Raw genomic sequence first — 25,979 nt, 5'->3', positions numbered from 1 at the left:
ATCATGAGTTCAATCGTCGCAATCAAAGGTTTTAATGACATTCTCCCTACGCAAAGTCCTGCATGGAGACGTCTAGAACAGCATCTATCTAGCCTGATGGATGCTTATGGTTATCAGCAAATTCGCTTGCCGATTGTGGAGCAGACTCATCTGTTCAAACGTTCTATTGGTGATGCAACGGATATCGTTGAAAAAGAAATGTACACATTCTTAGACAAAGGTAATCCGCCTGAGTCTTTGACTTTGCGTCCAGAAGGAACAGCAGGGTGTGTACGTGCAATGCTTGAACATAACTTACTTCGTGGTGCTACACCGCGTGTATGGTATGTCGGCCCAATGTTCCGCTATGAAAAACCACAAAAAGGTCGCTACCGTCAGTTCCATCAATTTGGCGTAGAAACCTTTGGTGTTGCAACACCAGATCAAGATGCAGAATTGATTTTAATGACTGCGCGTTTGTGGAAACGCATGGGCGTTGCAGATAAAGTTCAATTAGAACTCAATACCTTAGGTGAGTCTGATGAACGTGCAGCTTATCGTGCAGCATTGGTTGAATTCCTAGAGTCACATAAAAATGACTTAGATGAAGATTCACAGCGTCGTCTAACCACGAATCCACTGCGTATTTTGGATTCTAAAGATGCAAAAACACAAAGCATTTTGGAAAATGCGCCAAAACTTCACGACTTTATGGGTGAAGAAACGTTGGCTCACTTTGCTCAATTGCAGCAGTATTTGACTGACGCTGGGATTGGTTTTGTGATCAATCAAAAATTGGTTCGTGGTCTCGACTACTACAACAAAACGGTCTTTGAATGGACAACTACACACTTAGGTTCTCAAGGAACGGTATGTGCTGGTGGTCGTTATGATGGTTTAGTGGGTCAGCTAAAAGGTAAAGCAGACCAGTCGGTGCCTGCTGTTGGTTTTGCAATGGGTATGGAGCGTTTGCTTCTTCTACTTGAACAAGTGGAAGATAATACCCCAGTGCGTGACTGTGAGCTATTCTTGGTTTCAGATCCTGTAACTCAAGGTAAGGCATTGGTACTTGCTGAACAAATTCGTGATCAACTTGAAGCAGCGGGTAGCAACATTCGCTTAAAAGTTGGTTCACAAGGTTCAATGAAATCGCAAATGAAAAAAGCTGACCAATCGGGTGCTTTATTTGCTGTGATTTACGGTGAACGTGAGCAAGCAGCTGGGCAAGTGCTGGTAAAAGAGCTAGCCATTGCAGAACAACACGAAGTGAATGTGGCAGACTTTGTTGCCTTCATTATCGAAAAAATTTCTTCAAAATAATCCCTATAACATAAGGAAAAAGGTAATTTCATGAGCGCATTGAGTGAAGAAGAACAACTTGATAATTTAAAATCGTTTGCTAAAAAATATGGCTCTGCCATTGTTAGCGGCATTTTAATTGCGTTGATTGCCTTTTTCGGATGGGAATACTGGCAGAAGAAAACTTTGGCTGAATCGCAAATGCAAACAGCCAAAGTCCAGCAGTTAATGGATGATGCTCAGTCGGCGACGGGTGACGCTTTTACACAACTTTCTGCGACTGCAGATAAAATTGTAAAAGAAGCGCCAGATTCGCCACAAGCCATCCAAACTCAGTTGCTTATGGCAAAATTGGCGTATGATAAAGCCGATTATGCCAATGCTGAGAAAGCTTTGAAAAAAGTTGAAAATTCAAAAGTTGATGATGCAGGCTTAATTCAATTGGTGAAATTACGTTTGGCGTATGCACAATTGGCGCAAAAGAAATTTGATGAAGCATTAAAAACCTTAGAAGCAGTTAAAGAACCTGCTTTTCAAGCGACTGCAGATGAAGCCCGTGGCGACGTCTATGTTGCGAAAAATGATATCGAAAATGCAAAGAAAGTCTATCAAAGTGCATGGGATGCTTTGGTTGAGCGACAAGAAGAACGTCAAATTTTACAAATTAAACTCGAAAGTGTAGGCGTTTTAGTTGATGATCCTGAAATTGAACGTCCGATTATAGATACACAAGTGGAAGCAACTGAATGAATAGAAAATACAAAATTACCTGTGCGCTGACAGTTTTAACACTTGCTTTGGCTGGTTGTGCAAATAAAGGAAAAGTAGAAAAAGTAAAACCAAATCCTTTACCAAAATTGGAACAGGCAAAAACTTTAGCACCTGTATTTTCAAACAGTGTGGCTTCAACTGAAGAAGCTGATCCGCTGCGTTTACGTATGGATGCAGATAATGGCGTTGTTTTTAGCGTAAATCCTAATGGTGAAGTTCAAGCCTACAAAGGCAAAGAGCGTTTATGGCAGAAGAAAATCTCTAAACAAGGTTTGACTGCAGGTGTAGAAGCAGCTGACGGAATTGTGGTTGTTGGTAATGCAAAAGGTCAATTATTTGCATTAGATCAGGCAACAGGTGAACAAAAGTGGACTGCGCAATTAACCGGCGCGTTACTTTCACCGTCGTTGATTCAAGCAGGTCGCGTTATTTCAGTTACCAATGATGGTACGGTATACGCAAACGATGTGGCAACGGGTCAACAAACTTGGACCTATAACTTGCCAAATGTGCAGTTTAGTTTACGTGGTATGGCAGCACCGGTATCACTCGATGCGCGTCATGTTCTCATCGCTTCTTCAAATGCCTATATCTATGTGATTGATGCATTGAGCGGTATTCCGAAAATGCAGCGTCGTGTTGCAGTGTCAGACGGTCGTTCAGATGTACAACGTCTCATTGATATTGACGGTGAACCGACTGTAGCAGGTCAATTTTTAATTACCACCAGTTACCAAGGCCAAGTGACAGCGCTTGATCTTGCCTCACAACAAGTGATCTGGAGCAATGATGCGAGCAGCATTCAGCGTCCTGAAGTTGCGGGCAATGGTGTCTTTGTGACACAAACTGATGGTAAAATTGTGGCTTATGAAATTACCACTGGTCAAACATTGTGGGAAAATGACCAATTGCTTAATCGTAATTTGAGTAACCCAGTGATGTTAGGTCAAGACCTTGTGGTTGGTGATCTGGATGGTGTACTTCACTTAATCAACCCAGCGACAGGTGAGTTGGTTGGTCGTTCTAAAACCAGTGGTGAAGTACGTTCACTACGTGTAATTGACAATCAATTATATGTGTCGACACGTAAGGGTGCATTAAGCATTTGGCAGAACCGTTAATTTTTCTGCGGCTTATGTTAAAATAAGCCAAACCGTATTTTTAACGCGGGGGATTGAATCATCAATGCCCCGTGTTTTTATTTATTTTAGGCATTTATCCTATTTCCATTCTTCCTAAGCTTTCTGATGTTCAGACCAGACCAAACTGGCTGATCTGGAATAAAGGTTAATCTATGAAACCCGTAATTGCGCTCATTGGTCGTCCGAACGTCGGAAAATCAACGTTGTTTAACCAGATAACCAAGAGCCGTGATGCTCTCGTTGCTGACTTTGCCGGTCTGACTCGTGACCGTAAATATGGTGACGCGACTTATCAAAATAAATCTTTCATCGTCGTTGATACTGGGGGTATTGGCGAAACTGAAGGTGGTATCGATTCGTACATGGCAGAACAGTCAAAAACTGCCATCAATGAAGCAGATATTATTGTCTTCGTGGTCGATGCGCGCGCAGGCCTATTGGCATCTGATGAGCAAATTGCACGTGACTTACGTACGCTAGGTAAAAAAGTTTATCTTGTTGCCAACAAAGTTGATGGTGTTCATGCCGAGGCAGCTTTAGTTGAATTCTTTAAATTGGGTATGGGTGAACCACTTCAAGTGGCTGCCAGCCATGGTCGTGGTGTTCAGCAAATGCTTGAAGAAGTGTTAGCTGAAGTGCCTGAAGATGAAAGTGAAGAACAACACGATAAAGACACAGGCTTACGTTTAGCGATTATTGGTCGTCCAAACGTGGGTAAATCGACTTTAGTGAACCGTTTGTTGGGTGAAGACCGTGTGGTTGCATTTGACCAGCCGGGTACTACACGTGACTCAATTTATATTCCATTTGAACGTGACGGTCGTAAATACACATTAATCGATACTGCGGGTGTACGTCGTAAAGGTAAAGTGGACGAAATGATCGAGAAATTCTCGATTGTGAAAACTTTACAAGCGATGAAAGATGCGCATGTTGTGGTTATTGTTGTCGATGCACGTGAAGGGATCGTTGAGCAAGACTTGCATTTGATCGGTTATGCGCTTGAAGCAGGCCGTGCGATGGTGATTGCCATCAACAAATGGGACAACATGTCTGACTACGACCGTAAACAGTGTAAATTAGATGTTGAACGTCGTTTTGACTTTATTCCATGGGCAAAAATTCACTTAATTTCTGCACTTCACGGTACAGGTGTTGGTGATCTTTATCCATCGATCCACCGTGCTTATGATTCTTCGCATTTGAAAGTATCACCTGCGAAAATCACTCAGATCTTGAATGATGCAACTGATGCGCACCAACCACCAATGGTTCAAGGTCGTCGTATCAAAATGCGTTATGCACATATGGGCGGACAAAATCCACCGACGATTGTGATTCATGGTAACAAGGTCGATAAAACGCCAAATGACTATCGTCGTTACCTAGAAAACGTGTTCCGTAAAGTTTATAAACTTGAAGGTACGCCAGTCAAAATTGAATTTAAAACATCTGATAACCCATTTGAAGGTCGTAAATCCCAAATCGATGAGCGTACGGCTGCACGTAAACGCCGTTATGTTCAGAAGTTCAAAAAAGCGGAAAAGAAATTCAAACGCTAAGTTTGGATAAGAAAAAAAAAGCCTGCAGATATGCAGGCTTTTTTATTTCACTTTATTTATCTAAAAAGATGTGAAAATTAGTTTTTGCACTTTTTAGCTTGGCGGTAAATATCAATATTATCGAGGTTGGCTTGAGCAACTTCCATGGCTTGCTGTGCGCTGCTGCTATCCTGTTGTGTATTTTTATTGCCAGAAAAAGCCGTCGCAAATTGTCCCATACGGGCCGCTGTTTCTGATTGACTTGAAAATGCGGATAGCGCGTTGCCAGCAAGACCAGCCCATTTTGAAACTTGATTATTTTGCTGTGCAGACGCTTGGCTTAATGCCAGTTGCGATGCTTCCAATGTGCGTTCGAAAGTTTTACGTTCAACGCTCAGATCAGTGCAATCTAAGGTTTTTAAATAACTGGTGGTATAAACACTATTGTTGATTTGGTTAGCTTGATTGAAATTTGAGGCATAGCCACGGTCTGCTTGAGCTACAGCATTGGCAGCTTCTTGACGGCTTTGATTCATACGCGCTTCAGCTTGGTCCATGATCGCCCCATTTTTGGCACCCATTACTGCAACAGCTGCATCTAATAAACCTGCTTGGGCGAAACATGGTAGGACACAAAGTGAACTGATTAACGTGATTTTTCTTAGCATGTGGTTTACCCCGAGTTTTAAATTAAAGTTATAAGAATCTAGAGTATTTTATCTAATTAAAGATGTATTTGAAATATTTATTATACTTAAGTATTTGAATATATTTATAATATTAAGTATTTCTTAAGTGGTTTGAAATATTTTTAAACTGAGTTTTAAAATCTCGATAAGTCAAAGGACCGATGCGCTCATCTGTATTGTGGTGTATTTTGTGTCGGAGAGTCGCATAAAATATAGCGTCATGGACGTAGTGTAAAAGATATTGGATCAATAACTTATGGCGAAAATTCAGCTTGAATATAGTGCAATTACTGACTTCTTTGTGGAGCCGCATGGCTTGAGTCGTCAAGAGGTAATTGCCGTGCGTAAACAAGCCATTTACCAATATCGCAATCAATTACTTGGGCAGCGGCTAAATAGGTCAGTTGAAAATTCAGATTTTTCAAAGTCTGCATTTGGTAAGCCTTTTCTTCCTGATTTTCCACACTTTCATTTTAATCATAGTCATAGCCAGCAGCATTATGTTTTGGCCAGCAGTGAAAAAATCGCCAATATTGGTGTGGATATTGAAGATTTAAATCGAAAAGTTCGTTTTGAAGCGATGGCTCAACACAGCTTTCATCCCGAAGAATTGCTTAATTGGGAGAGCTGTGAGCATGATCCTGATTTTTGGTTTAAAGTTTGGACCACCAAAGAGGCGGTACTTAAAGCATCAGGTTTAGGGATTCGAGTGAACCTGAATGAACTGAATACACAGTGTCATCCTGAGCAGAATGGTGGGATGTGTAGTCATCCCGCAATTGGCACTTTTGCTTATCAGAATATTCAACTGCCGCATGTCATGTTGACGGTGGCATGGCAAAGTGAACAATCTTGCCGAGGCTTTCATTTGCCGAAAATTGAGTTGAGTGTCTTATAAATCGGTATGAAATAGAAATTATCATGAAAAAAAAGCCCTGTTCTGGCTGAACAGGGCTTTTTTTAAATCAATCTAAACTGGCTTTAGATTAGATTTTGCATTTTTTAGAACCTTGATAGATACCAATGTTGTCGATGTTTGCTTGAGCAGCAGATTTATTCGCTTGTTGAAGTTCAAGGTTGCCTGCTTCTGAAGTATCTTGCTCACCAGCCAAGCTGTTTGCAATGTTGCTTGCACGAGCAGCTTTTTCAGAGTTACCACCGAAAGCAGCAAGAGCGCCACCCGCTAAACCAGCAAATTTGCTCAATGATTTGCCTGGCGCTTGAGCAGATGCTTGGATGTTTGCAATGTTTTTGTCAGCAGCTTCTAAAGAGCGCTTAGCATTCGCTTTTTCAACAGCAAGAGTTGCACAATCCATCGCTTTTAATTCTGAAGATGCGAATTGAGTTGTAGCAAAAGCAGAAATTGAAATAGAAGTAACAGTTGCAAGAACAAGTAATTTTTTCATGAAATAATTCACTTTTATTGTTAGAAAATAAACGCCCGAAAGTAATGGGCGGGTGAATATTATTCAAAAAAAAGAATTTTGTCCTGTTAAAATGTGACAATTGTGTAACTTTGTGTAATTTGCGTACAAATATGATTGCAAAATTAAATGATTAGTAACACGTTACTATTTGGGTTTTTGTGCAATCCAAATATTACTTAAGCGGTTGACAAATTGCGGGCTAAACTTCGATAAATTAAATAAAAATTTAGCTTTCATCCCCACAGGTGTATGTGTGGCCATTAAGACCGAATCCCGTTTTTGTACCAAGGCATAAATTTGCTGAGCGACATCGCTCGGTTGAAGATTGACGCCCATTTTCTTAATACTTTGTGCATCCATGTCTTGCACCATCGCGGTTTGAACAAATAAAGGCATCACATCTAAAACGCGAATATTGTATTTTTGCCATTCAATATCTAAGCTTTCAGTGAGCCCACGTACAGCAAATTTAGATGTGGCATAACTGGCTAAATCTGCTTGTCCATAAATAGCTGAAGCCGAAGAGAGGTTAATCACACGAGCAAATTTGCTTTGTTGTAAATAGGGGAATGCCGCATAGCAACCGTTTATCACCCCTTTGACATTGATATCAATCGTTCGGTGGTGTGCAGACAGTTCCGTATGTTCAAAGCTGCCTGAATACAGAATTCCGGCATTATTGACTAAGATATTCAGCTGACCTGCCCAAGCAACAAATTCAGCTAAAGCGCTTTGCCATTGCTCTGGTTGTGTCACATCTAAAAGCCCAGCTTTGGCATGGCTACCGAGTTCAGCAGCTAATGAGGTGACTTGAGATTGGTTGATGTCGTAAAGCCCAACTTTATAGCCTTGTTGTATGAACAGTCGTGCAATTGCTGCGCCAATCCCTTGTCCTGCACCGCTAATAAAAATACTTTGCATGTTATGCTTCCCTGAATTGAGTTGCTCATTCCCTGAGTGAATTTTGAGCATATCAAATTCTGTAATCGAAACAATGTACTGATGAGTAAATAGCTGGAGTTCACATGGAACAATTATTAGCAGTGATGAAAGAATTACGTGAAAAATGTCCATGGGATCAAAAGCAAACCCCAGAAAGTTTGACTCGTTATGCCATCGAAGAAGCCTATGAAGTGGAAGCGGCAGTTCGTTCAGGTCAGAGTGATGATGTACGAGATGAACTGGGGGATTTGTTGCTGCAAGTGGTTTTTCAGTCGCAGATGTATAGCGAACAAGGCGCATTTGATTTTCAAGATGTGGTGCAAGCCATTACAGATAAATTAATTCGCCGTCATCCCCATGTGTTTCAGGCAGAGCAATTCTCAGCACTCAATGCGGATGATGTGGCAACACTATGGAAACAGATTAAACAACAAGAAAAAGCAGGGAAATCAGTATCTAGATTAGATGAAGTTAAACATGCTCCTGCATTAGGCCAAGCAGATGAAATCCAAAAAAATGTGGCGAAAATTGGCTTTGATTTTCCAGATATTGAAGGGGCTTATGGCAAGCTTGAGGAAGAGCTAGGGGAGTTAAAAGAGGCCTTAGCAGGCAAAAAATCCGACGAAATATTTGATGAATTTGGTGATTGCTTATTTTCTCTAGTGAATGTTGGACGTAAGATTGGCATCTCAAGTGAGATGGCACTGTTAAGTACCATTCATAAATTTAGAAGCCGTTTTGCTTATATTGAAGCACAGGCCACATTACAACAAAAACATGTAGAAGACTTGTCCCTGACTGAAATGGATCAGTTGTGGGAACAGGCAAAACAACAATTAAAACAACAGGCTAAATATGTACCACACCCTAAAGAATAAATACTTTACACAACTACTTGTCTTGGTTTTGAGTTTAATGGCAAATTTGACTTATGCTCAAAGCCCTTCGGGCTACGCGGAATGGAAAGCCATGCAACAAGCTCAAGATCAACAATTAAAAAAGCAATCTGAGGCCTCGAAGTCCAAAGTGGCAACTGCACCGAGCAATGCCAATTATTATTTGTCACGACCCACCACCCAACAAAATAGTCGAACAGATCAGGTACGTTTAAATACAGCCTCAGTCGATGAACTGCAAACATTACATGGAATTGGTCAGAAAAAAGCAGAAGCAATTGTGCAATATCGCAAAAGTAATGGCTTATTTAAAAGCATTGATGATATTCAACAAGTTAAGGGAATCGGTCCTGCGCTGTTTGCTAAAAATAAAGCAAAATTGGCACTTTAAGTGAAGTGTAAAAAAAAGAATTAGGTTAAGCTCAGCTTGAGCATCGAGATAATCAAATTGCCCTTTGATTGTGTTAGAGATATCATTAGCGACATCTTAAGAATTTTACGTTCAGACGTAGGAGACAGCGTCTTTTGCAAACTTTGCGCGCGTCCAAATGTGGTTTATCAACCGCACAATTACCTTCTTCCATTTTAGATGTGATTGATGCCTTAACTAAGGCAGGCTATGAAGCTTATATCGTGGGTGGCAGTGTCCGCGACCTAATGTTGGGTCATGCACCTAAAGATTTTGATGCCGTAACTAATGCGACACCAGCTCAGGTGAAAGAAGTCTTCGGGCGACGTTGCCGAATTATTGGTCGTCGTTTTGAGCTGGCGCATGTCTACTCAGGACGTGAACTGATCGAAGTTGCGACCTTCCGTGCGCCGCCTAAAAAAGCCGTGACTTCTGCTGCGGGCATGATTTTACGTGATAATAATTGGGGTACGATTGAGCAAGACTTTGCACGTCGTGACTTCTCGATCAATGCAATGTATTATCAACCACGCAAAGGTGAAGTGCTAGATTTTTGTCATGCAGTAGATGACATTAAGCATAAAACCTTGCGTTTATTGGGTGATCCACAATTACGTTTTGAAGAAGATCCTGTGCGGATGCTTCGGACTTTACGTTTTGCAGCCAAATTAAACTTTAATATTGATGAAAAAATTCTGGATGTCTTTACTCCAGAACTTACTCAATTGCTGCGTGATGTGTCTCCACATCGTTTATACGATGAGTCACAAAAACTCTTTACTATGGGGCATCTCAATCGCGTCTTACCGATGCTGATCGATTTTGGTATTTGGTATCAATTATTTGCAGATATCAAACCGGTTGTAACGCCATTTATTGAGTTGGCTGCAAAAAATACCGATCAACGTATTTCGATTGGGAAAACCATTAACCCTGCATTTTTCTATGCCGTGTTATTGTGGATTCCGTTCCAAGAACGTTGTACGTTCTATCTAAACAAAGGTGTAGTTCCTGCTGAAGCACGTGCTCAAGCTGGTTTAGATGTATTGAAACGTCAGGCTACACGAACCATTATTCCACGCTTTGCAGAAACATTTATTCGTGAAGTTTGGGAAATGCAAACCCGTTTGCTGAATCCAAAACCACAACAAATTGAAGCACTATCAGGTCATGCGCGTTTCCGTGCAGGCTTTGACTTCTTGCTTCTGCGTGAAAAATCGGGCGATACAAGCACGCAAGGTATGGGCCAGTGGTGGGATGCTTATCAGCAGATGAGCACTGACGAAAAAGAACTGGCAATTAGCCAATACAATCGTCAACGTGCCAAGAGTCGTCGTAAAGCGGCGCATGAAGATGTGGAAGCCAAAACTTCTACTCATCAGCAAGTTGAAATTGAACCGCTGGTGAATGAACCAGAAAGCAGAAGTCGCCGTCAACGTAAGCCTAAATCACATGCCAACAGTCCAGCGACAGTGTCAATCGTGGCAGCGTCAGCCAGTGGTGAAATTGGTGCAGATCATCCGATTTTAAAACGTAAACGTGTGAAACGAGATTTGACTCAGGTTATTTTTGGGCCAACACAATGACGCTGACATATATTGGTTTAGGCAGTAATTTAGGTGATTCTCTACAGATCCTCAGTGAAGCGGTGCATAAACTTGCGACACTCGGTACAGTGAAAGTCTCACAACTGTACCAAAGTCCGCCAATGGGTCCACAAGATCAGCCGAATTATTTAAATGCAGCGGTTGCATTAGAAACGGATCTAGCACCTTTGGCCTTGTTGGATGAATTGCAACGCTTTGAACAAGAGTCGGGGCGTGTACGCCTACGTCATTGGGGGGAGCGTACACTGGATTTAGATTTACTGATTTATGGTGAACAGCACATTCAAAATGAACGTTTAACGGTGCCTCATGTTGGTGTTTTAGAACGTGATTTTGTGTTGAAACCTTTGTTGGATTTAGATGAGAATCTACAGATTAAAGGACAACCATTAAAAGATTTACCTATTTTGAATAATCCAAATTTAACTGTATTGGATGCAGGAAACTGGGCCCATCTTTAATTTTTGTATGACCACTTGAGAAAGCCGTCATCTGAGGAATATTGAAATGATTAGTCTAAGTGACTTGAAAAAATTTAAAGCGGAAGGCCGCAAATTCTCCTGCCTGACTTGCTATGATGCGAGCATGGCAAAAGCAATGGAAGTTGCTGAAGTCGATAGTATTCTGATTGGTGATTCATTGGGGATGACCATTCAAGGGAATGACTCAACTTTACCTGTCACTGTTGAAGATATGGTATATCACACTGCAGCAGTGCGCCGTGGCAATAAACATGCGTTTATTTTGACTGATTTGCCATTTATGACCTATGCCACTTTGAATGACGCTTTGGTGAATTCAAAGATCGTGATGCAAGCAGGCGCACAGATGGTCAAATTGGAAGGTGGCGCATGGTTGTCAGAAACAGTTGAAGTATTGACCCGTAATGGTATTCCAGTGTGTGTGCATTTAGGGTTAACTCCGCAATCGGTTCATGTGTTTGGCGGTTATAAAGTGCAAGCACGTACACGCGAAACCGCGGATCAACTCATTGCAGATTGTAAAGCTGTGGTTGATGCAGGTGCAGCACTTTTACTTTTGGAATGTGTTCCTGCCCAAGTGGGTAAAGAAATTAGTGAATTGTTCCCAAATACACCTGTGATTGGGATCGGTGCCGGTGCAGAAACGGATGCTCAAGTCTTGGTTCAACAAGATATGTTGGGACTGACGTTTAGTCACGTGGCGAAATTTGTTCGCAACTTTATGAAAGAGCAAGCAGGGGAAACGGCAATTGTGGATGCGTTTAAGGCGTATCATGCTGCCGTATTAGATGGTAGCTTCCCTGCCAAAGAACATACATTCCAAATTGAGCTGTAAGACATGAAAACTGAAACAACGATTCAAGGTTTAAGTGCATCGCTAAATCCAGCACGTGCTGCGCGCAAAATCATTGGTTTTGTACCAACGATGGGGAACTTGCATGAAGGTCACCTTAATTTAGTTCGTGAAGCACGTAAACTGTGTGATGTCGTGGTGGTGAGTATTTTCGTTAACCCAATTCAGTTTGGTCCAAATGAAGACTTTGACAACTATCCACGTACTTTGGAACAAGATCAGCACTTATTGGCTGAAGTGGGTTGTGACATTGTGTTTGCACCGACTGTTGAACAAATGTATGGCAACAAACCGCGCTTAACCAATATTAGCGTGGGCGGCATTACCAATGATTTGTGTGGCGAACAGCGTCCGGGTCATTTTGACGGTGTTGCTGTTGTTGTGACAAAACTCTTTAATATTGTTCAACCGAATTTTGCATTCTTTGGGCAAAAAGATTACCAGCAACTTGCAGTGATTCGTCAGTTTGTACGTGACTTAAATATACCACTAGAAGTGATTGGTGTGCCGATTACTCGTGCTGAAGATGGTTTGGCATTGAGCTCACGCAATGGTTATTTGAGTGCGGAAAATCGTGCGATTGCACCAACGATTTACCAAAGCTTGAAAACGGCTGAGGCAGAATTACATGCTGGAACTCAACTTGCAGATGTGTTAGCGAATATTAAAGCAACATTGACAGCAGCGGGTTTTGTTGTGGACTATGTTGAAGCACGTACACCTGAATTACAGAAAATAGAAGAATTTGATCAAGACGTGGTGTTGTTTATTGCGGCTAAATTAGGCGCAACACGTCTTATTGATAATATGCAGGTTAAATATACTGCAGTTTAAAACGGCTATGGGGTAGCAAGCGATGAAGCGCATTTTAATTGTTACAGGACAATCTGGATCTGGAAAGTCATCTGCATTACAGATACTTGAGGATTTGGGCTATTACTGTATCGATAATTTGCCATTGGCCTTACTCCCCGAAATTGTTGAAAAACTCGATTCAGAAAATAATCTTGAACAATTGGCACTGGGTGTGGATGTCCGCAGTACACGTGCAGATTTACAAGAGTTCGATTTGGTTTTTCAACAGCTACAACGCCATGGCTCAGTCGATATTATTTATTTGACCACGCGTGATCAGGAATTGATTGCGCGATTCAGTTCATCTCGACGTCCCCATCCCTTGGCAAGTCGTTTCAAAAGTTTAAATGAGTGCATACAGGAAGAAAAATCTTTACTGTTGCCGATTCAATTACGCTCGACAGTACATATTGATACTACAGACAAGAGCGTACATGATTTAAAACATACCTTGCTGTCTAAACTTGGACAGGCAGATAATTTAATTTTGATCTTACAGTCTTTTGGCTATAAGCATGGTATTCCACTCGATGCAGATTATGTTTTTGACGTCCGTCATTTGCCCAATCCGCACTGGGATATGGAATTACGTAAGTATTCAGGATTAGATGAGCCAGTTCGTCAATTTTTACAGCAAAGTGAACAAACCAATGAAATGTTCCAAGATATTTATCATTTCTTGGATAAATGGCTGCCGGCATTTGCCGAAGGGCATCGTCATTACATGACAGTGTCGATCGGTTGTACAGGTGGGCAACACCGTTCGGTATATATCGTAGATAGACTAAAAAAAGCACTTGAGGCAAAATGGTCTATTCAGGTTCTACATAGAGAAATGAAGCACTGGTCATGATCGACACAACTGTTGACGTAATTAATAAACTGGGTTTACATGCGCGTGCATCTGGCAAGCTAATCGAAGTCACGACCAAATTTCGCTCGTCGATTCAAATTGGTAAGGGTGGAAAATTAGTAGATGCCAAAAATATTATGTCTTTGCTGATGCTTGGCGCAGGCAAGGGCACAACTTTACGCTTAGTGATTGAAGGTGCAGATGAAGAAAAAGCTTTATCTGAAATTCAAGCACTGTTTGCGGCAAAATTTTACGAGGCAGATTAAACGTGGCACGTCGACCGAACCGCTATACCGAAGAAGACTTTGAATCCTTAGAAGGACGTGCAAGTAAAACTGAGCAAAAGAAAGCTGTACAACGTATGGCTGCTTTGGGCGAGGAACTTGCAAAACTGAATCCTAAACAGATTAAAAATCTTCCTGTTGAAGAGCGTCTGATCGAAGCACTACTAGATGCACAAACAATTACTTCACATGAAGCACGACGCCGTCAGTTTCAACGTGTAGGTAAATTACTGCGTAATGAAGATGAAACCATGATTTTATCTTACTTAACCCCGCAGCAAGGTGCGAAAAAAACAGCGCAGCTTCAACGCTGGACTGAACGTATGATTGCCCAAGGTGATCCCGTCATTAAAGAGTTCATGAAAGCACATAATGCTGCTGAACATCATCCTATTCGTCAGCATATTTTGCGTATTCAACGTGATATAGCAAAAAATGTAAGCGAAGAAGAACTGACTGCGTCAAAGTTGAAATTGTTTAACTACATTCAACAAGTGGCTTTATTATCTGATAACTAATGCATGATTAGATAGCCAAGTACTTAGATAGCTCAATGATCAGAGAATTCAACATGATCTGATCATTGAAGCAAAACGTGAAGTTATAGACTTCACATCAAAAAAGCGACCTGATTAGGTCGCTTTTTTTGCTTAAATGATTGAAAAAATCATGCTTGGCTTTTGAGTTTTAACATTAACCAAATTCACCAACAGCGCGCTCTTTAGCCCATTCACGGAGAACGAACTTCTGAAGTTTACCTGTCGAGGTTTTTGGAATTTCGGTAATCACTACATCTTTAGGTACTTTGAAACGTGCAAGGTGCTGCTTACAGAATTCGATTAGTTCTTCAGGCGTTGCTTCTTTACCTGCTTTTAATTCAATAAAGGCACAAGGCACTTCTTGCCAACGAGGGTCAGGTTTTGCAACCACTGCAGCGGTCAGTACAGCAGGGTGTTGATATAGAATTTCTTCTACTTCGAGCGATGAAATGTTTTCACCCCCTGAAATGATCACATCTTTAGAGCGGTCAGTAATTTTGGCATAACCGTCAGGTTGGCAGACTGCTAAGTCGCCGGTATGGAACCAGCCACCGGCAAAGGCTTCAGCCGTTGCTTCTGGGTTTTTCAAATAACCTTTCATTACGATGTTGCCACGGAACATGATTTCACCCATGGTCTGGCCATCATGTGGAACAGGTAACATGGTTTCAGGATCAATGACTTTCATGCCATCTTGAAGCGGGTATGGCACACCTTGGCGAGAATGCAACTGTGCTTGTTCTTGAATGGAAAGATCAGACCAGCCTGCTTGCGATGCGCAAAGTGCTGATGGACCATAGGTTTCAGTCAAACCATAAACATGTGTGACATTGATGCCAATATTACGCATCCCTTCAATAATCGCTGCAGGTGGCGCTGCACCAGCAACCATCACTTCAACGCGATGGTCAAATTGTGCTTTTTTCTCTTCAGGCGTATTGATCATCATTGAAAGTACGATTGGCGCACCGCAGAAATAATCTACTTTGTGTTCTGCGATCAGTTTGAAAATCAGTTCAGGGTCGATTTTACGTAGACAAATATTGGTTCCACCATTGGCTGCCATTGTCCAAGCAAAGCACCAGCCATTACAGTGGAATAGAGGAAGCGTCCACAGATACGTTGCACGTGGCGTCATGCCGCAAGCAATGATGTTACTCGCTGCATTGATATATGCGCCGCGGTGATGATACACCACGCCTTTTGGATTCCCTGTGGTACCCGAGGTATAGCTTAAACTAATCGCATCCCATTCATCTTGAGGTAAGTGCCATTCAAAGTTGGCATCGCCTTGCGCCAACCAGTCTTCAAATTCAATTTGTCCAATCGGTTGTGCTGTGCATTCAAATTCAGCATCTGCAACATCAATGACATAAATGTCTTGATCGATCAAAGCCAAAGCTTCGGTGGCAACTTGAGCAAATTCAGGGTCAACCAACAGGACTTTGGTTTCTGCATGTTCCAGCATGAAGGCAATGGTTTTCGCATCAAGGCGTGTATTTAGCGTATTTAGTACAGCACCTGCCATCGGTACGGCAAAGTGTGCTTCAACCATAGCCGGAACGTTCGGTAATAACACAGACACGGTGTCATTTTTGCCAATGCCTAATTGTTGCAACTGATGTGCAAATTGACGACAGCGGTTATACGTTTGGCGCCATGAAATATGACGTTTGCCATGGATAATGGCATCCTGATCAGGATAAATATAAGCTGCACGCTCTAAATAACGTAGAGGCGAAAGTGCCACAAAATTTGCCGGGGTCCGTGGCAATTCATCGTATGCGCTAACCATCGTGGTACTCCAAGTCCATGTCTATTTGTTTTAAATCTGACTTAACAATAATTCAGTCCGTAGCTTCTCTGCATTTATGCTTTAGTCGAGTATTTATACTAAATTTTTAAGTGATTGAAATTGAATAAAATAAAAACAGTAAAGTGACAAAAATGAACCCTATGGTTCTCAAAATTGATTTTTTAGCATAAATAATTTAGCTGAAAAATATACAATAGTTGTTGGTTTTTTATGCTGATTTTACCGATGTTTTCGTGCGTGATCCTTTTTATTGATCAGGTTTGAATGATGCTTAACGAATAATGTAGAGCGCCTTGAATAGTCTTTGTGGGAGTATAAACGAATGATATTTTTTTAATTGATCGTTGCTTATTTGCTGTTTTATAACAATAAACTTAAATTTGAGAAGATACAGAACTTCGTATAATCTAAGTAAAAATCAAGATGGCTTGTGCATTAATATTGCAAAAGCGGAATCAAAAATAAAACAATACGGCTAAATACAATAAAAAGTATGGCGACAAGGATGAATATGACAATTCAACACGACATTGCATGGGAAAATTGGTCAGGTGCTCAGAAGTCGATCCCGAAGTCATTTATACAACCGCAAAATCTTGAGCAATTAATGGATGTGGTGCAATCCCATCCTAAGATTCGTATGGTCGGTGCAGGGCACTCATTTAGCCCTTTGGCAAAAACCACAGATACCTTAGTACGTTTAGATCATCTCAAAGGCATTCTAGATATCGATGCTGAACGCTGCCAAAGTACCGTCCAAGCTGGCACACGATTATTTGATTTGGGTGAGAAGCTCGCGTCTTTTGATCAGGCACTGATTAATCAAGGAGATATTGATCGTCAAAGTTTGGCTGGAGCTATTGCAACAGGGACGCATGGTACCGGACTCGAATTACCGTGTTTATCGGCATTGGTTACGAGGTTTGAATTATTAACCGCGCAGGGTGAATTACTACAATGCAGTGCTGAACAGAACAGCGAAATTTTCCAAGCAGGGCGTGTTTCACTCGGGAGTTTAGGCGTGCTGACGCATGTACAGCTGCAAAATCGGCCGATGTATAAACTCAAAGAACAAACGCGATTATGTCCGCAGAAAGATGTCATGCAGAATATGCAGCAATGGCAATATGCACATCGACATATTGAGTTCTGGGTATTTAGTCATGCCGATCAGGTTATTTTAAAAACCTTAGATGAGACGGAAGATGACCTTCAACCGCGGAAAGAACAGTGGTTAGATGATGACGTATTACTCAAATTTTGTGCAGAATTGACGCGAATTTTTCCACCACTGAATCCATGGCTACAAAACTTATTGGGTGTTTTTGTCAAACCTTCGATGAACGTAGATTGGTCAAGTCGAATTTTTCCTTCTGCTCGAAATACCAAATTTAATGAGATGGAATACCAGATTCCGCTGCAACACGGGATGAATTGTTTAGAAGAAATTTTGCATACCCTTCGACGACATAAGGTTCCTATGTTTTTCCCGCTAGAATATCGACTTGTACGTGGGGATGATATTTGGCTCAGTCCGTTTTATCAGCAAGATTCGGCCTCAATTTCGGTGCATCAGTTCTATAAGCAAGATTATCAAGTCATCTTTAAGCTCGTGGAGCCGATTTTTTTAAAATATGGCGGGCGTCCGCATTGGGGGAAATTGCATAGCCTAAATGCGCGGCAGCTTCAAAATGTGTACCCCAAGTGGCAGGATTTTTTAAATATTCGACAAGAATTAGATCCGAAGCAAAAGTGGCTCAGTCCAGAGCTACAGCAAATACTGATTGAATAAGCATCGTGGAACGTTAAACGTTGAAGACCAATTGAACGATATGAACAAGGGGATGGCATGGATGCATATTTTCAAAAGTTGAATTCGCTGTTAAAACAAAATGGTACGGGGATGCCCCAGTTAATCGTGGATGTTGCAGCATTAAATCACAACTTGGTGATCACTCAGCAGCAAATGCCAGAGCGTCTGCATCCGCGCTTGGTGGTGAAATCCTTGGCGTGCATGGCTCTGCTTCAACACTGTGCTACACAGCTCAAGACACAGCGTTTCATGCTATTTCATTTTGCACATCTAAAAACACTTTTCGAATCGATACCGCAAGCCGATGTGTTGTTTGGAAAACCGATGCCGATTCAGGCTTTGAACCATGCAGACAAGGCGTTTTTGCAGGCAACGCAATCGCAAGTGCAATGGCTGATTGATAGTGAACAGCGTTTAGCCCAATACCTCAAATTTGCTGAGCAGCATCAACTGTGTCTACGCATCAATATCGAAATCGATGTGGGGCTACACCGTGGAGGTCTGAAAACGATCCATGAGCTAAAGGCTGTTTTGGATGTAATCGTTCAACATCCCCAACATTTAAAATTTTCAGGATTAATGGGCTATGACGCACATGTGGCGAAGATTCCACGGCTGATCCAATCTGCTGAACAGACTTATCAACAGTCCCAGCAAAGTTATCAACAATTCAAAGCTTATGTACAACAGCGCTACCCAACCTTATGTGATGAACACACCTGTTGGAATGGTGGTGGTAGTCCTAGTTTTAGTTTTCATTGTCAGCAGAGTGTCTGTAACGAAGTCTCGTTTGGCTCGATGTTATTAAAACCTGCAGATTTTGAACTGAAAAATTTACAAGCTTTCCAAAGTGCCTTGTGGATCGCCACACCTGTGTTAAAAGTGTTGCCGCGGACTGAATTACCACAGTTAGAATGGCTCAGTCGTTGGGCAAAATATCAGGCTGTATTTATTTATGGAGGCTATTGGCGAGGGGACTATGTTTATCCTCAAGGCAGTCAGCCCCATGCGTTATATGGTCGCAGTAGTAATCAGGAGCTTGTGCAAATTCCACAGACAAGCAGCATAGACGTAGATGATTATATTTTTTTACGCCCTACCCAGAGTGAAATGATCATCCCTCAATTTGTACAGCTTTGGTTGTACCAAGCCGATCAATTCATGGCCTTTGAAACCTTCAGAGAATAAAAAAGAGCCCGTATGGACTCTTTTTAGGTTCAATTGTTTTGAAAAAAGCTCATGATTTGAAGCTTACTCAAATCCACTGTAGTGAATACCCGTGAGGTTCGACATTTCTTTTTTCCATGTGGTCAGGTCATCTTTGCAGAATTGATTCAGATGATGATGTCCGCAGGCACGAGCCATGACTTGCATCAGTTCAACGGATGCATTTAGAAAATTCGCCAGTTGTTGTGCCGATTTGTCTATTTCTAAACGACGACGTAAATGATCTTGTTGTGTGGCAATGCCGACAGAACAATCATTGGTCTGACAGGCACGCATAGCTAAACAGCCAATGGCTTGCATGGCAGAGTTTGAAATCGCGATGGCATCTGCACCTAAAGCGAGTGCCTTAATAAAGTCAGCGGGTACACGAAGTCCACCTGTGATCACTAAACTAATATCTGACCGTCCTAAACGGTCTAAATGACGACGTGCTCGTGCAAGTGCAGGAATGGTCGGTACAGAGATATTGTCACGGAATAAGGTTGGGGCTGCACCTGTTCCACCGCCACGACCATCTAAAATAATATAGTCCACACCGATGCTTAGTGCTGCGTCAATATCACGTTCAATATGCTGTGCGGAGAGTTTATAGCCGATCGGGATGCCGCCGGTTTCTGCTCGGACATATTCTGCAAATTCACGATATTGTGAAAGATGAGTCCAGTCGGGGAAAGTTGCAGGAGAAATGGCTGCGGTGCCTTCTGGTAATTTGCGCACTTCTGCAATCTTGCCAACCACTTTATGGCCTGGCAGATGTCCTCCCGTACCTGTTTTTGCAGCTTGACCGCCTTTAAAATGAAAGGCCTGACACTTTTTAACTTTTTCGATGTCATAGCCAAAACGACCCGATGCAAGTTCATAAAAATAACGTGAATTGGCCGCTTGTTCCTCAGCAAGCATTCCACCTTCACCTGAACAAATGCCTGTACCTGCAAGTTCAGCACCTGTTGCAAGGGCAACTTTGGCTTCTTGAGATAACGCACCAAAACTCATATCTGACACAAACAGGGGGATTTTGAGTTTTAAGGGTTTTTTAGCATTTGGGCCAATCACTACTTCGGTTGCTACGGGTGCATCATCTAATAATGGAATTTTCCACAGTTGTGCGGTGATCAGTTGAATGTCCTCCCATTTCGGGAGTTGATTGAAAGGCACGCCCATCGCCGCTGTCGGACCATGATGTCCAAATTTACTTAAGCCATTTCGTGCGAGTTCCAAGATCAATTTATTATGTGGTTCTTCTGGTGCGGGCGCGGAGTCAGCATATAGGCCTTGGTATTGATCACGCTTATATTGTTGAGGATTTCTTTTCTCCCACGCTTGAATTTCTTCAAGATCGACGTACACCTGATCGCCTTCCACCCATGCTTTAAACTTTTGCAAATTTTTATTCAGATAACGTGGGTTGATACCAGTTTTATAAATATAGTGCGAGCCATGCAGCCCACAGACGATTTTATCCCCTTGAATATGGGCATCAGCCATGAGGGCGCCGCGATGCTGACAGCGACCATACATGACCACGACTTGTTCTACATCATCATCTTCGAGCCGTAAGACCACAAGATCGACATTGGCTGCAAGAGCATAAGCGGGTTGGAGCGGTTTTAAACTAGACCAAGATATAAGTGAATGTGCTTGCATGATACCTGCCTACATAAAGATTTCAGTGGGTATAGGTGTTCGAAATTCGGAATAATTTTATGAATTAGAACGTGATTATTATGTTGACAGCATAAAGCGTATTTCGGCTGAAATCTGCTTGAATTATCAGGAGTCTTGTAAAAGGCAGCAGAAAAATCAACTTCCATGGGATTAGAGGTTTATTAAAGTTGGCAGGGCGTGTAAAATTTAGGTCGAATTTTATTTATCCACCGTTTTTATCTTTTGAGGGTCTCCCTCGATCATAATCTCGCGGTGACATGCTCCATTGTACGGGGCATCACTCCTTAAGGATTTTTATATGCCAATTATCACTTTGCCAAATGGCGATCAAAAAGAATTTGATCATGCCGTATCTGTGATGGAAGTTGCTCAAAGCATCGGTCCTGGTCTAGCAAAAAATACAGTTGCGGGTCGTGTAAACGATCGTTTAGTTGATGCGTCTGATTTAATTACAGAAGATGCTAGCCTACAAATTATCACGCCTAAAGATGAAGATGGTATTCACATCATTCGTCACTCTTGTGCGCACTTGGTGGGTCATGCAGTTAAGCAATTGTTCCCAGAAGCAAAGATGGTCATTGGTCCTGTCATTGAAGAAGGTTTCTACTATGACATCTGGATGCCACGTCCATTTACTTTAGATGACATGGCAGCAATCGAAGAGCGCATGAAAAAGCTCATCGACCAAGACTATGATGTCATCAAAAAAATGACTCCACGTGACGAAGTGATCAAAGAGTTCACTGCACGCGGCGAAGAATACAAATTGCGTCTGATCGAAGACATGCCTGAAGAAACTGAAATGGGCTTGTACTACCATCAAGACTACTTGGACATGTGCCGTGGTCCGCACGTTCCAAATACTAAATTCTTAAAATCGTTCAAGTTGACTAAAATCTCTGGTGCTTACTGGCGCGGTGATGCGAAAAACGAACAGCTGCAACGTATTTACGGTACAGCTTGGGCTGACAAAAAACAGTTAGCTGCGTATATCAAACGTATTGAAGAAGCTGAAAAACGCGATCACCGTAAAATTGGTAAAGCGTTAGACTTGTTCCATATGCAAGAAGAAGCGCCGGGTATGGTGTTCTGGCATCCAAACGGCTGGACGATTTACCAAGTGCTTGAACAATACATGCGTAAAGTTCAACAAGCTAATGGTTACCAAGAAATTCGTACACCGCAAGTGGTTGATTTCACGCTTTGGGAAAAATCAGGGCACGCAGCTAACTATGCTGAAAACATGTTTACGACTCACTCAGAGAACCGTAACTATGCAGTAAAACCAATGAACTGCCCATGTCACGTGCAAGTCTTCAACCAAGGTTTGAAATCTTACCGTGATCTTCCAATTCGTTTGGCTGAGTTTGGTTCATGTCACCGTAACGAACCATCGGGTTCATTACACGGCATTATGCGTGTACGTGGCTTTACACAAGATGATGCGCATATCTTCTGTACGAAAGAACAAATCGGTACTGAAGTTGCAGACTTTATTAAACTGACATTAGATGTTTATAAAGACTTCGGCTTTGAAGAAGTACAAATGAAGTTGTCGACACGTCCAGAAAAACGTGTGGGTGATGACAAACTTTGGGACATGGCAGAAAAATCTTTAGCAGATGCTTTAGATGCTGCAGGCCTAGAGTGGGAACTTCAACCGGGTGAAGGTGCATTCTACGGTCCGAAAATTGAATTCTCATTGAAAGACTGCTTAGGTCGTGTATGGCAGTGCGGTACAATTCAATGTGACTTTAACTTACCAGAACGTTTAGATGCGTCTTATGTGACTGAAGATAACGACCGTGATCAGCCTGTAATGTTGCACCGTGCAATACTTGGCAGTTTCGAGCGTTTTATTGGTATACTTATTGAACACTATGCTGGTTTCATGCCACCTTGGTTGTCTCCAATTCAAGCATGTGTGATGAACATTACCGATTCACAAGCTGAAGCATGTGAGTCAGTCGTCGCTAAACTTAAAGAAAGCGGTATCCGCGCGATTTCAGACTTGAGAAATGAGAAAATCGGCTTTAAGATTCGTGAACGTACTTTAGAGCGTATTCCTTACTTATTGGTTCTTGGGGACCGTGAAGTTGAGGAAGGTACTGTAAACGTCCGTACTCGCTCTGGAAAAAATTTGGGTACTATGTCAATTGATGCATTCGTTGACCTAGTAAAAGCAGCCGTAGCCGAACGCGGCCGGTACATTGTGGAGTAAAAGCGATTAAACAGCCTGACCGTAATCAACAGGGCGGAAAATCAAACCGTCCTGCCTTGAATGATGAAATTCGTGCAAAAGAAGTCCGTCTAGTAGACGAAAATGGCGAGCAAAAAGGGATTGTATCTCTTGCTGACGCTTTGCGTGCTGCAGAAGCAGTAGATCTTGACCTTGTTGAGATTGTTGCTAATGCTGAGCCACCAGTCTGCAAAATCATGGATTTTAATAAGCATTTGTTTGATCTAAAACAAAAGCAAAAAGAAGCGAAGAAAAAACAACATCAAGTACAGGTGAAAGAAATCAAGCTACGCCCTGGTACTGATGTTGGTGACTACAACGTTAAACTACGTGCCATTATCAAGTTCCTTGAAGAAGGCAATAAGGTAAAAATCACGCTTCGTTTCCGTGGTCGTGAAATGGCACACCAACAACTTGGTTTGGCTCAATTACAAAAAATTGAAGCTGACGTAGTTGAATACGGTGTTGTTGAACAAACACCAAAAATGGAAGGCCGTCAAATGGGTATGCTGCTTGGTCCTAAAAAGAAAAAGTAAGTATCCATTAAAAAAGCACTGCATTTGCAGTGCTTTTTTTTTGTCTAGATGTCGGGTTTTAAATTCCAATGTTGCTAAAGGGCAGCAAGAATGTCTGCTGAGTGGTGATTAGAAAATAGTGCGAAATTAATCAGCGCAAATTTATGCCTTAGGGTACTAAATAGGCTCTTTTGAATAAAGACAAATTCAATTGTGCAGTAACGGTTATTAAATCGTTGTTCCGAATCTAGTGTATCGAAATGCTTTAACTTGCGCTTGATGTAGGTATAAGGTGGATCATACTTTTGATTGAATTGACTATGTGAAATCTCTTTACGTAAAATCTGCCATGATATGGGGATGTTCAGCACGCTGTAATAGATCTTTGTCTTGCTAATATTGAGTCGTATATTCCATGTCACAAAAGCAATGAGAAAAAAGCATAGTGCATAGAAATAGAACGTAGGATTATTTTTTGCAAGATACGCCAAAATTTAAAAAGAGTAGATGAACAGCTTGTAAGCCAGACCCACCAAGGATTCATTAAAAACACCTATGGGTAAGATTAAGTTGAGAATAGATAAAAAACGAAACATATAAATTGGAATCGAGACACTATATTCTTGAGATGGCATGATTTTTTATTCTTGTTTGTCATGTTTTGAATCTAACTAATTTTCTTAATATAAAAAAGACCCCGAAGGGTCTTTTTTTTATGAGGGTTTACTCAGCGATATTTTCTTGGACAGGACTTTCTATCAATGCCTTTTTGCCAATTGGAATTTGGCGTGGTAGTTTTTCTTCAGGAATAATACGCTGTAAGTCCACTGTCAATAAACCATTTTCATATAGGGCTTGTTGCACTTCTATATGTTCATCTAAGCGTAAAGACAGTTTAAATGTACGACGAGCAATGCCTTTATGCAGAAATTCCACAGTTGTATCTTGCGCTTCAGTTGGTTTACCTGAAATGCTTAGCACTTGATTTTCTAAGTTTAGCGAAAGTTCATCTTCTGTAAAACCTGCGGTTGCCACCACAATGCGATAGCTATTTTCAGCCGTTTTTTCAATATTGTATGGCGGGTAATTTGGAGTGTCGCTTTGCATGGCATAATCAAATAAATCGTTGAAACGATCAAAACCAATGCTACGACGGAAAAGTGGGTTAAGATTTAAACTACTCATAATTAGAACTCTCTTTAATAAGCAAAGTTGTAACAATAAGAAATGTTCAGTGATGCTTGGCATCCACTGTTCACTAACAAGATCGTTTGATCCTTGTACATGTATCAATATCGGTCTGTGCTGATTTTTTTCAAGGGATTTTTATAAAAAAATTATATTTTTTGAATTTTTGTACCTTAAATGATTTTAAAAGCAAAGTGATAATTCACATTTTAACGTTACTTTTCAGAAAAACTGACAAGCTTTCACTGGATTAAACATGTTATACATAAAGCAAAATGAGATTGCCTTACTGAAAATTAAAAAGGAATATAGATGATTGATCTCTACTATTGGGGTACACCCAATGGACATAAAATTACCATCGCTTTAGAAGAAATGGGTTTGGAATACCAAATTTTTCCGATTAATATCTTGGAAAATGATCAATTTCAGCCAGACTTTTTGAGAATTTCTCCGAACAATAAAATCCCTGCAATCGTGGATCAGAATGGCCCACGAGGAGAGTCAATTTCAGTTTTTGAGTCTGGTGCGATTCTGCAATATCTTGGACGTAAAACAGGTTTGTTTTATCCAGAAGATGAGTTTGAGCGCGTTGAAGTTGAACAATGGTTGATGTGGCAAATGGGTGGTTTTGGGCCCATGTTAGGACAAAATCATCATTTTAGTCGTTTTGCACCTGAACGTATTCCGTATGCAACTGAACGTTATGTAAATGAATCTAAACGCTTATATAAAGTTTTGAACCATCAGTTGATTGGTCAAAAATTTGTGGCTGGAGAGTATTCGATTGCAGATATGGCTATTCTGCCTTGGGCACTGCGTCATGAATGGCAGCAAATTCAGCTGGAAGATTATCCATACGTGAAAGACTATATCGATCGACTGACGGCCCGTCCAGCGGTACAAAAAGCCTTAGCAATACACGTTTAAAAAAAGAGCATGGAAACA

At 41.4% G+C, this 25,979-nt stretch carries 25 protein-coding genes; 19 read left to right on the top strand and 6 right to left on the bottom strand.

The features are described from left to right. Positions 1-3: 3 nt before the first annotated feature. From hisS to der, 4 genes are all read left to right on the top strand, one after another. Positions 4-1,299 carry a histidine--tRNA ligase gene (gene hisS, locus FTU13_RS12475; protein WP_180128466.1) on the top strand — a complete coding sequence of 432 codons (1,296 nt, stop codon included), beginning with the start codon at positions 4-6 and terminating at the stop codon, positions 1,297-1,299. Positions 1,300-1,329: 30 nt separating this feature from the next. After that, a complete protein-coding gene (locus FTU13_RS12470) occupies positions 1,330-2,028 on the top strand; it encodes a tetratricopeptide repeat protein (RefSeq protein ID WP_078192660.1) in 699 nt (232 codons plus the stop codon). Next, positions 2,025-3,170: an outer membrane protein assembly factor BamB gene (gene bamB, locus FTU13_RS12465; protein ID WP_078189607.1), complete on the top strand. Its 1,146-nt coding sequence runs from the start codon at positions 2,025-2,027 to the stop codon at positions 3,168-3,170. Before FTU13_RS12470 ends, bamB begins: the two co-directional genes overlap by 4 nt. 173 nt (positions 3,171-3,343) lie before the next feature. Then, positions 3,344-4,753 carry a ribosome biogenesis GTPase Der gene (gene der, locus FTU13_RS12460; protein WP_078189606.1) on the top strand — a complete coding sequence of 470 codons (1,410 nt, stop codon included), beginning with the start codon at positions 3,344-3,346 and terminating at the stop codon, positions 4,751-4,753. A 77-nt stretch (positions 4,754-4,830) separates the two neighbouring features. On the opposite strand, the gene FTU13_RS12455 is transcribed toward der, so the two are convergent. Next, positions 4,831-5,400: a hypothetical protein gene (locus FTU13_RS12455; RefSeq protein ID WP_180128467.1), complete on the bottom strand. Its 570-nt coding sequence runs from the start codon at positions 5,398-5,400 to the stop codon at positions 4,831-4,833. A 277-nt stretch (positions 5,401-5,677) separates the two neighbouring features. Here FTU13_RS12455 and FTU13_RS12450 point away from each other — a divergent pair, with 277 nt between their 5' ends. After that, complete coding sequence (locus FTU13_RS12450; protein WP_180128469.1) at positions 5,678-6,319, top strand: 4'-phosphopantetheinyl transferase superfamily protein; 642 nt, start codon at positions 5,678-5,680, stop codon at positions 6,317-6,319. A gap of 88 nt (positions 6,320-6,407) precedes the next feature. On the opposite strand, the gene FTU13_RS12445 is transcribed toward FTU13_RS12450, so the two are convergent. After that, positions 6,408-6,827 carry a hypothetical protein gene (locus FTU13_RS12445; protein WP_180089863.1) on the bottom strand — a complete coding sequence of 140 codons (420 nt, stop codon included), beginning with the start codon at positions 6,825-6,827 and terminating at the stop codon, positions 6,408-6,410. A gap of 165 nt (positions 6,828-6,992) precedes the next feature. Beyond that, positions 6,993-7,769 (bottom strand): SDR family oxidoreductase, encoded by a 777-nt coding sequence (locus FTU13_RS12440; protein WP_180128470.1) that lies wholly within the window; start codon positions 7,767-7,769, stop codon positions 6,993-6,995. Positions 7,770-7,873: 104 nt separating this feature from the next. On the opposite strand from FTU13_RS12440, the gene mazG reads away from it, so the two are divergent. The 9 genes from mazG (at position 7,874) to yjgA (ending at position 14,547) form a co-directional block, all read left to right on the top strand. Further along, on the top strand, positions 7,874-8,668 hold the full coding sequence (gene mazG, locus FTU13_RS12435) for a nucleoside triphosphate pyrophosphohydrolase (RefSeq protein WP_180128471.1): 795 nt from the start codon (positions 7,874-7,876) through the stop codon (positions 8,666-8,668). Between the two features lie 37 nt (positions 8,669-8,705). Continuing rightward, positions 8,706-9,077 (top strand): ComEA family DNA-binding protein, encoded by a 372-nt coding sequence (locus FTU13_RS12430; protein ID WP_257226758.1) that lies wholly within the window; start codon positions 8,706-8,708, stop codon positions 9,075-9,077. 134 nt (positions 9,078-9,211) lie between these two features. Beyond that, positions 9,212-10,681 (top strand): polynucleotide adenylyltransferase PcnB, encoded by a 1,470-nt coding sequence (gene pcnB, locus FTU13_RS12425; RefSeq protein ID WP_180128473.1) that lies wholly within the window; start codon positions 9,212-9,214, stop codon positions 10,679-10,681. After that, positions 10,678-11,163 (top strand): 2-amino-4-hydroxy-6-hydroxymethyldihydropteridine diphosphokinase, encoded by a 486-nt coding sequence (folK, locus tag FTU13_RS12420; RefSeq protein ID WP_180005386.1) that lies wholly within the window; start codon positions 10,678-10,680, stop codon positions 11,161-11,163. The genes pcnB and folK overlap by 4 nt, the downstream gene beginning before the upstream one ends. A gap of 46 nt (positions 11,164-11,209) precedes the next feature. After that, positions 11,210-12,019 carry a 3-methyl-2-oxobutanoate hydroxymethyltransferase gene (gene panB / locus FTU13_RS12415; RefSeq protein ID WP_180128474.1) on the top strand — a complete coding sequence of 270 codons (810 nt, stop codon included), beginning with the start codon at positions 11,210-11,212 and terminating at the stop codon, positions 12,017-12,019. 3 nt (positions 12,020-12,022) lie between these two features. Beyond that, complete coding sequence (gene panC / locus FTU13_RS12410) at positions 12,023-12,871, top strand: pantoate--beta-alanine ligase (RefSeq protein WP_078192648.1); 849 nt, start codon at positions 12,023-12,025, stop codon at positions 12,869-12,871. 22 nt (positions 12,872-12,893) lie between these two features. Further along, on the top strand, positions 12,894-13,745 hold the full coding sequence (gene rapZ / locus FTU13_RS12405; RefSeq protein ID WP_180011688.1) for an RNase adapter RapZ: 852 nt from the start codon (positions 12,894-12,896) through the stop codon (positions 13,743-13,745). Further along, complete coding sequence (locus tag FTU13_RS12400) at positions 13,742-14,011, top strand: HPr family phosphocarrier protein (protein ID WP_067763492.1); 270 nt, start codon at positions 13,742-13,744, stop codon at positions 14,009-14,011. The genes rapZ and FTU13_RS12400 overlap by 4 nt, the downstream gene beginning before the upstream one ends. A gap of 2 nt (positions 14,012-14,013) precedes the next feature. Continuing rightward, positions 14,014-14,547, top strand: a complete 534-nt coding sequence (gene yjgA / locus FTU13_RS12395; protein WP_078189593.1) for a ribosome biogenesis factor YjgA — start codon at positions 14,014-14,016, stop codon at positions 14,545-14,547. Between the two features lie 175 nt (positions 14,548-14,722). On the opposite strand, the gene FTU13_RS12390 is transcribed toward yjgA, so the two are convergent. Then, positions 14,723-16,363 carry an acyl-CoA synthetase gene (locus tag FTU13_RS12390; protein WP_180128475.1) on the bottom strand — a complete coding sequence of 547 codons (1,641 nt, stop codon included), beginning with the start codon at positions 16,361-16,363 and terminating at the stop codon, positions 14,723-14,725. Between the two features lie 532 nt (positions 16,364-16,895). Between FTU13_RS12390 and FTU13_RS12385 the strand changes: the two genes are divergently transcribed. Beyond that, on the top strand, positions 16,896-18,176 hold the full coding sequence (locus tag FTU13_RS12385) for a D-arabinono-1,4-lactone oxidase (protein ID WP_180128495.1): 1,281 nt from the start codon (positions 16,896-16,898) through the stop codon (positions 18,174-18,176). Positions 18,177-18,233: 57 nt separating this feature from the next. Continuing rightward, positions 18,234-19,385 (top strand): alanine racemase, encoded by a 1,152-nt coding sequence (locus tag FTU13_RS12380; protein ID WP_180128476.1) that lies wholly within the window; start codon positions 18,234-18,236, stop codon positions 19,383-19,385. Between the two features lie 63 nt (positions 19,386-19,448). Here FTU13_RS12380 and FTU13_RS12375 read toward each other — a convergent pair whose 3' ends face one another. Further along, entirely contained in the window at positions 19,449-21,068 is a 1,620-nt protein-coding gene (locus FTU13_RS12375) for a glutamate synthase-related protein (protein ID WP_180128477.1), read from the bottom strand. Between the two features lie 319 nt (positions 21,069-21,387). On the opposite strand from FTU13_RS12375, the gene thrS reads away from it, so the two are divergent. Together thrS and infC are read left to right on the top strand one after the other, a co-directional pair. Then, a complete protein-coding gene (gene thrS, locus FTU13_RS12370) occupies positions 21,388-23,310 on the top strand; it encodes a threonine--tRNA ligase (RefSeq protein ID WP_078189589.1) in 1,923 nt (640 codons plus the stop codon). Between the two features lie 5 nt (positions 23,311-23,315). Continuing rightward, a complete protein-coding gene (gene infC, locus FTU13_RS12365) occupies positions 23,316-23,864 on the top strand; it encodes a translation initiation factor IF-3 (RefSeq protein WP_180026032.1) in 549 nt (182 codons plus the stop codon). A gap of 702 nt (positions 23,865-24,566) precedes the next feature. Here infC and FTU13_RS12360 read toward each other — a convergent pair. Next, positions 24,567-25,028: an Hsp20 family protein gene (locus tag FTU13_RS12360; RefSeq protein WP_078192642.1), complete on the bottom strand. Its 462-nt coding sequence runs from the start codon at positions 25,026-25,028 to the stop codon at positions 24,567-24,569. Positions 25,029-25,343: 315 nt separating this feature from the next. Between FTU13_RS12360 and FTU13_RS12355 the strand changes: the two genes are divergently transcribed. Further along, a complete protein-coding gene (locus FTU13_RS12355) occupies positions 25,344-25,961 on the top strand; it encodes a glutathione S-transferase N-terminal domain-containing protein (protein ID WP_168378472.1) in 618 nt (205 codons plus the stop codon). Positions 25,962-25,979 lie beyond the last annotated feature (18 nt).

The sequence above is a fragment of the Acinetobacter sp. YH12064 genome (genome assembly GCF_013419735.1).
Classification (GTDB): Bacteria; Pseudomonadota; Gammaproteobacteria; order Pseudomonadales; family Moraxellaceae; genus Acinetobacter; species Acinetobacter amyesii.
Note: the sequence above shows the minus strand (reverse complement) of the source record. Positions and strands in the feature narration are given on the sequence as shown.

Bases quoted from the DNA above. Each gene is read 5' to 3' on its own strand.
- FTU13_RS12400 (WP_067763492.1), top strand. From the start codon at position 13,742: ATGATCGACACAACTGTTGACGTAATTAATAAACTGGGTTTACATGCG.
- FTU13_RS12385 (WP_180128495.1), top strand. From the start codon at position 16,896: ATGACAATTCAACACGACATTGCATGGGAAAATTGGTCAGGTGCTCAG.
- FTU13_RS12375 (WP_180128477.1), bottom strand. From the start codon at position 21,068: ATGCAAGCACATTCACTTATATCTTGGTCTAGTTTAAAACCGCTCCAA.
- mazG (WP_180128471.1), top strand. From the start codon at position 7,874: ATGGAACAATTATTAGCAGTGATGAAAGAATTACGTGAAAAATGTCCA.
- FTU13_RS12355 (WP_168378472.1), top strand. From the start codon at position 25,344: ATGATTGATCTCTACTATTGGGGTACACCCAATGGACATAAAATTACC.
- panC (WP_078192648.1), top strand. From the start codon at position 12,023: ATGAAAACTGAAACAACGATTCAAGGTTTAAGTGCATCGCTAAATCCA.
- FTU13_RS12445 (WP_180089863.1), bottom strand. From the start codon at position 6,827: ATGAAAAAATTACTTGTTCTTGCAACTGTTACTTCTATTTCAATTTCT.
- bamB (WP_078189607.1), top strand. From the start codon at position 2,025: ATGAATAGAAAATACAAAATTACCTGTGCGCTGACAGTTTTAACACTT.
- FTU13_RS12455 (WP_180128467.1), bottom strand. From the start codon at position 5,400: ATGCTAAGAAAAATCACGTTAATCAGTTCACTTTGTGTCCTACCATGT.
- FTU13_RS12360 (WP_078192642.1), bottom strand. From the start codon at position 25,028: ATGAGTAGTTTAAATCTTAACCCACTTTTCCGTCGTAGCATTGGTTTT.
- der (WP_078189606.1), top strand. From the start codon at position 3,344: ATGAAACCCGTAATTGCGCTCATTGGTCGTCCGAACGTCGGAAAATCA.
- hisS (WP_180128466.1), top strand. From the start codon at position 4: ATGAGTTCAATCGTCGCAATCAAAGGTTTTAATGACATTCTCCCTACG.
- FTU13_RS12470 (WP_078192660.1), top strand. From the start codon at position 1,330: ATGAGCGCATTGAGTGAAGAAGAACAACTTGATAATTTAAAATCGTTT.
- FTU13_RS12440 (WP_180128470.1), bottom strand. From the start codon at position 7,769: ATGCAAAGTATTTTTATTAGCGGTGCAGGACAAGGGATTGGCGCAGCA.
- FTU13_RS12380 (WP_180128476.1), top strand. From the start codon at position 18,234: ATGGATGCATATTTTCAAAAGTTGAATTCGCTGTTAAAACAAAATGGT.
- panB (WP_180128474.1), top strand. From the start codon at position 11,210: ATGATTAGTCTAAGTGACTTGAAAAAATTTAAAGCGGAAGGCCGCAAA.
- thrS (WP_078189589.1), top strand. From the start codon at position 21,388: ATGCCAATTATCACTTTGCCAAATGGCGATCAAAAAGAATTTGATCAT.
- FTU13_RS12450 (WP_180128469.1), top strand. From the start codon at position 5,678: ATGGCGAAAATTCAGCTTGAATATAGTGCAATTACTGACTTCTTTGTG.
- FTU13_RS12390 (WP_180128475.1), bottom strand. From the start codon at position 16,363: ATGGTTAGCGCATACGATGAATTGCCACGGACCCCGGCAAATTTTGTG.
- folK (WP_180005386.1), top strand. From the start codon at position 10,678: ATGACGCTGACATATATTGGTTTAGGCAGTAATTTAGGTGATTCTCTA.
- FTU13_RS12430 (WP_257226758.1), top strand. From the start codon at position 8,706: ATGGCAAATTTGACTTATGCTCAAAGCCCTTCGGGCTACGCGGAATGG.
- rapZ (WP_180011688.1), top strand. From the start codon at position 12,894: ATGAAGCGCATTTTAATTGTTACAGGACAATCTGGATCTGGAAAGTCA.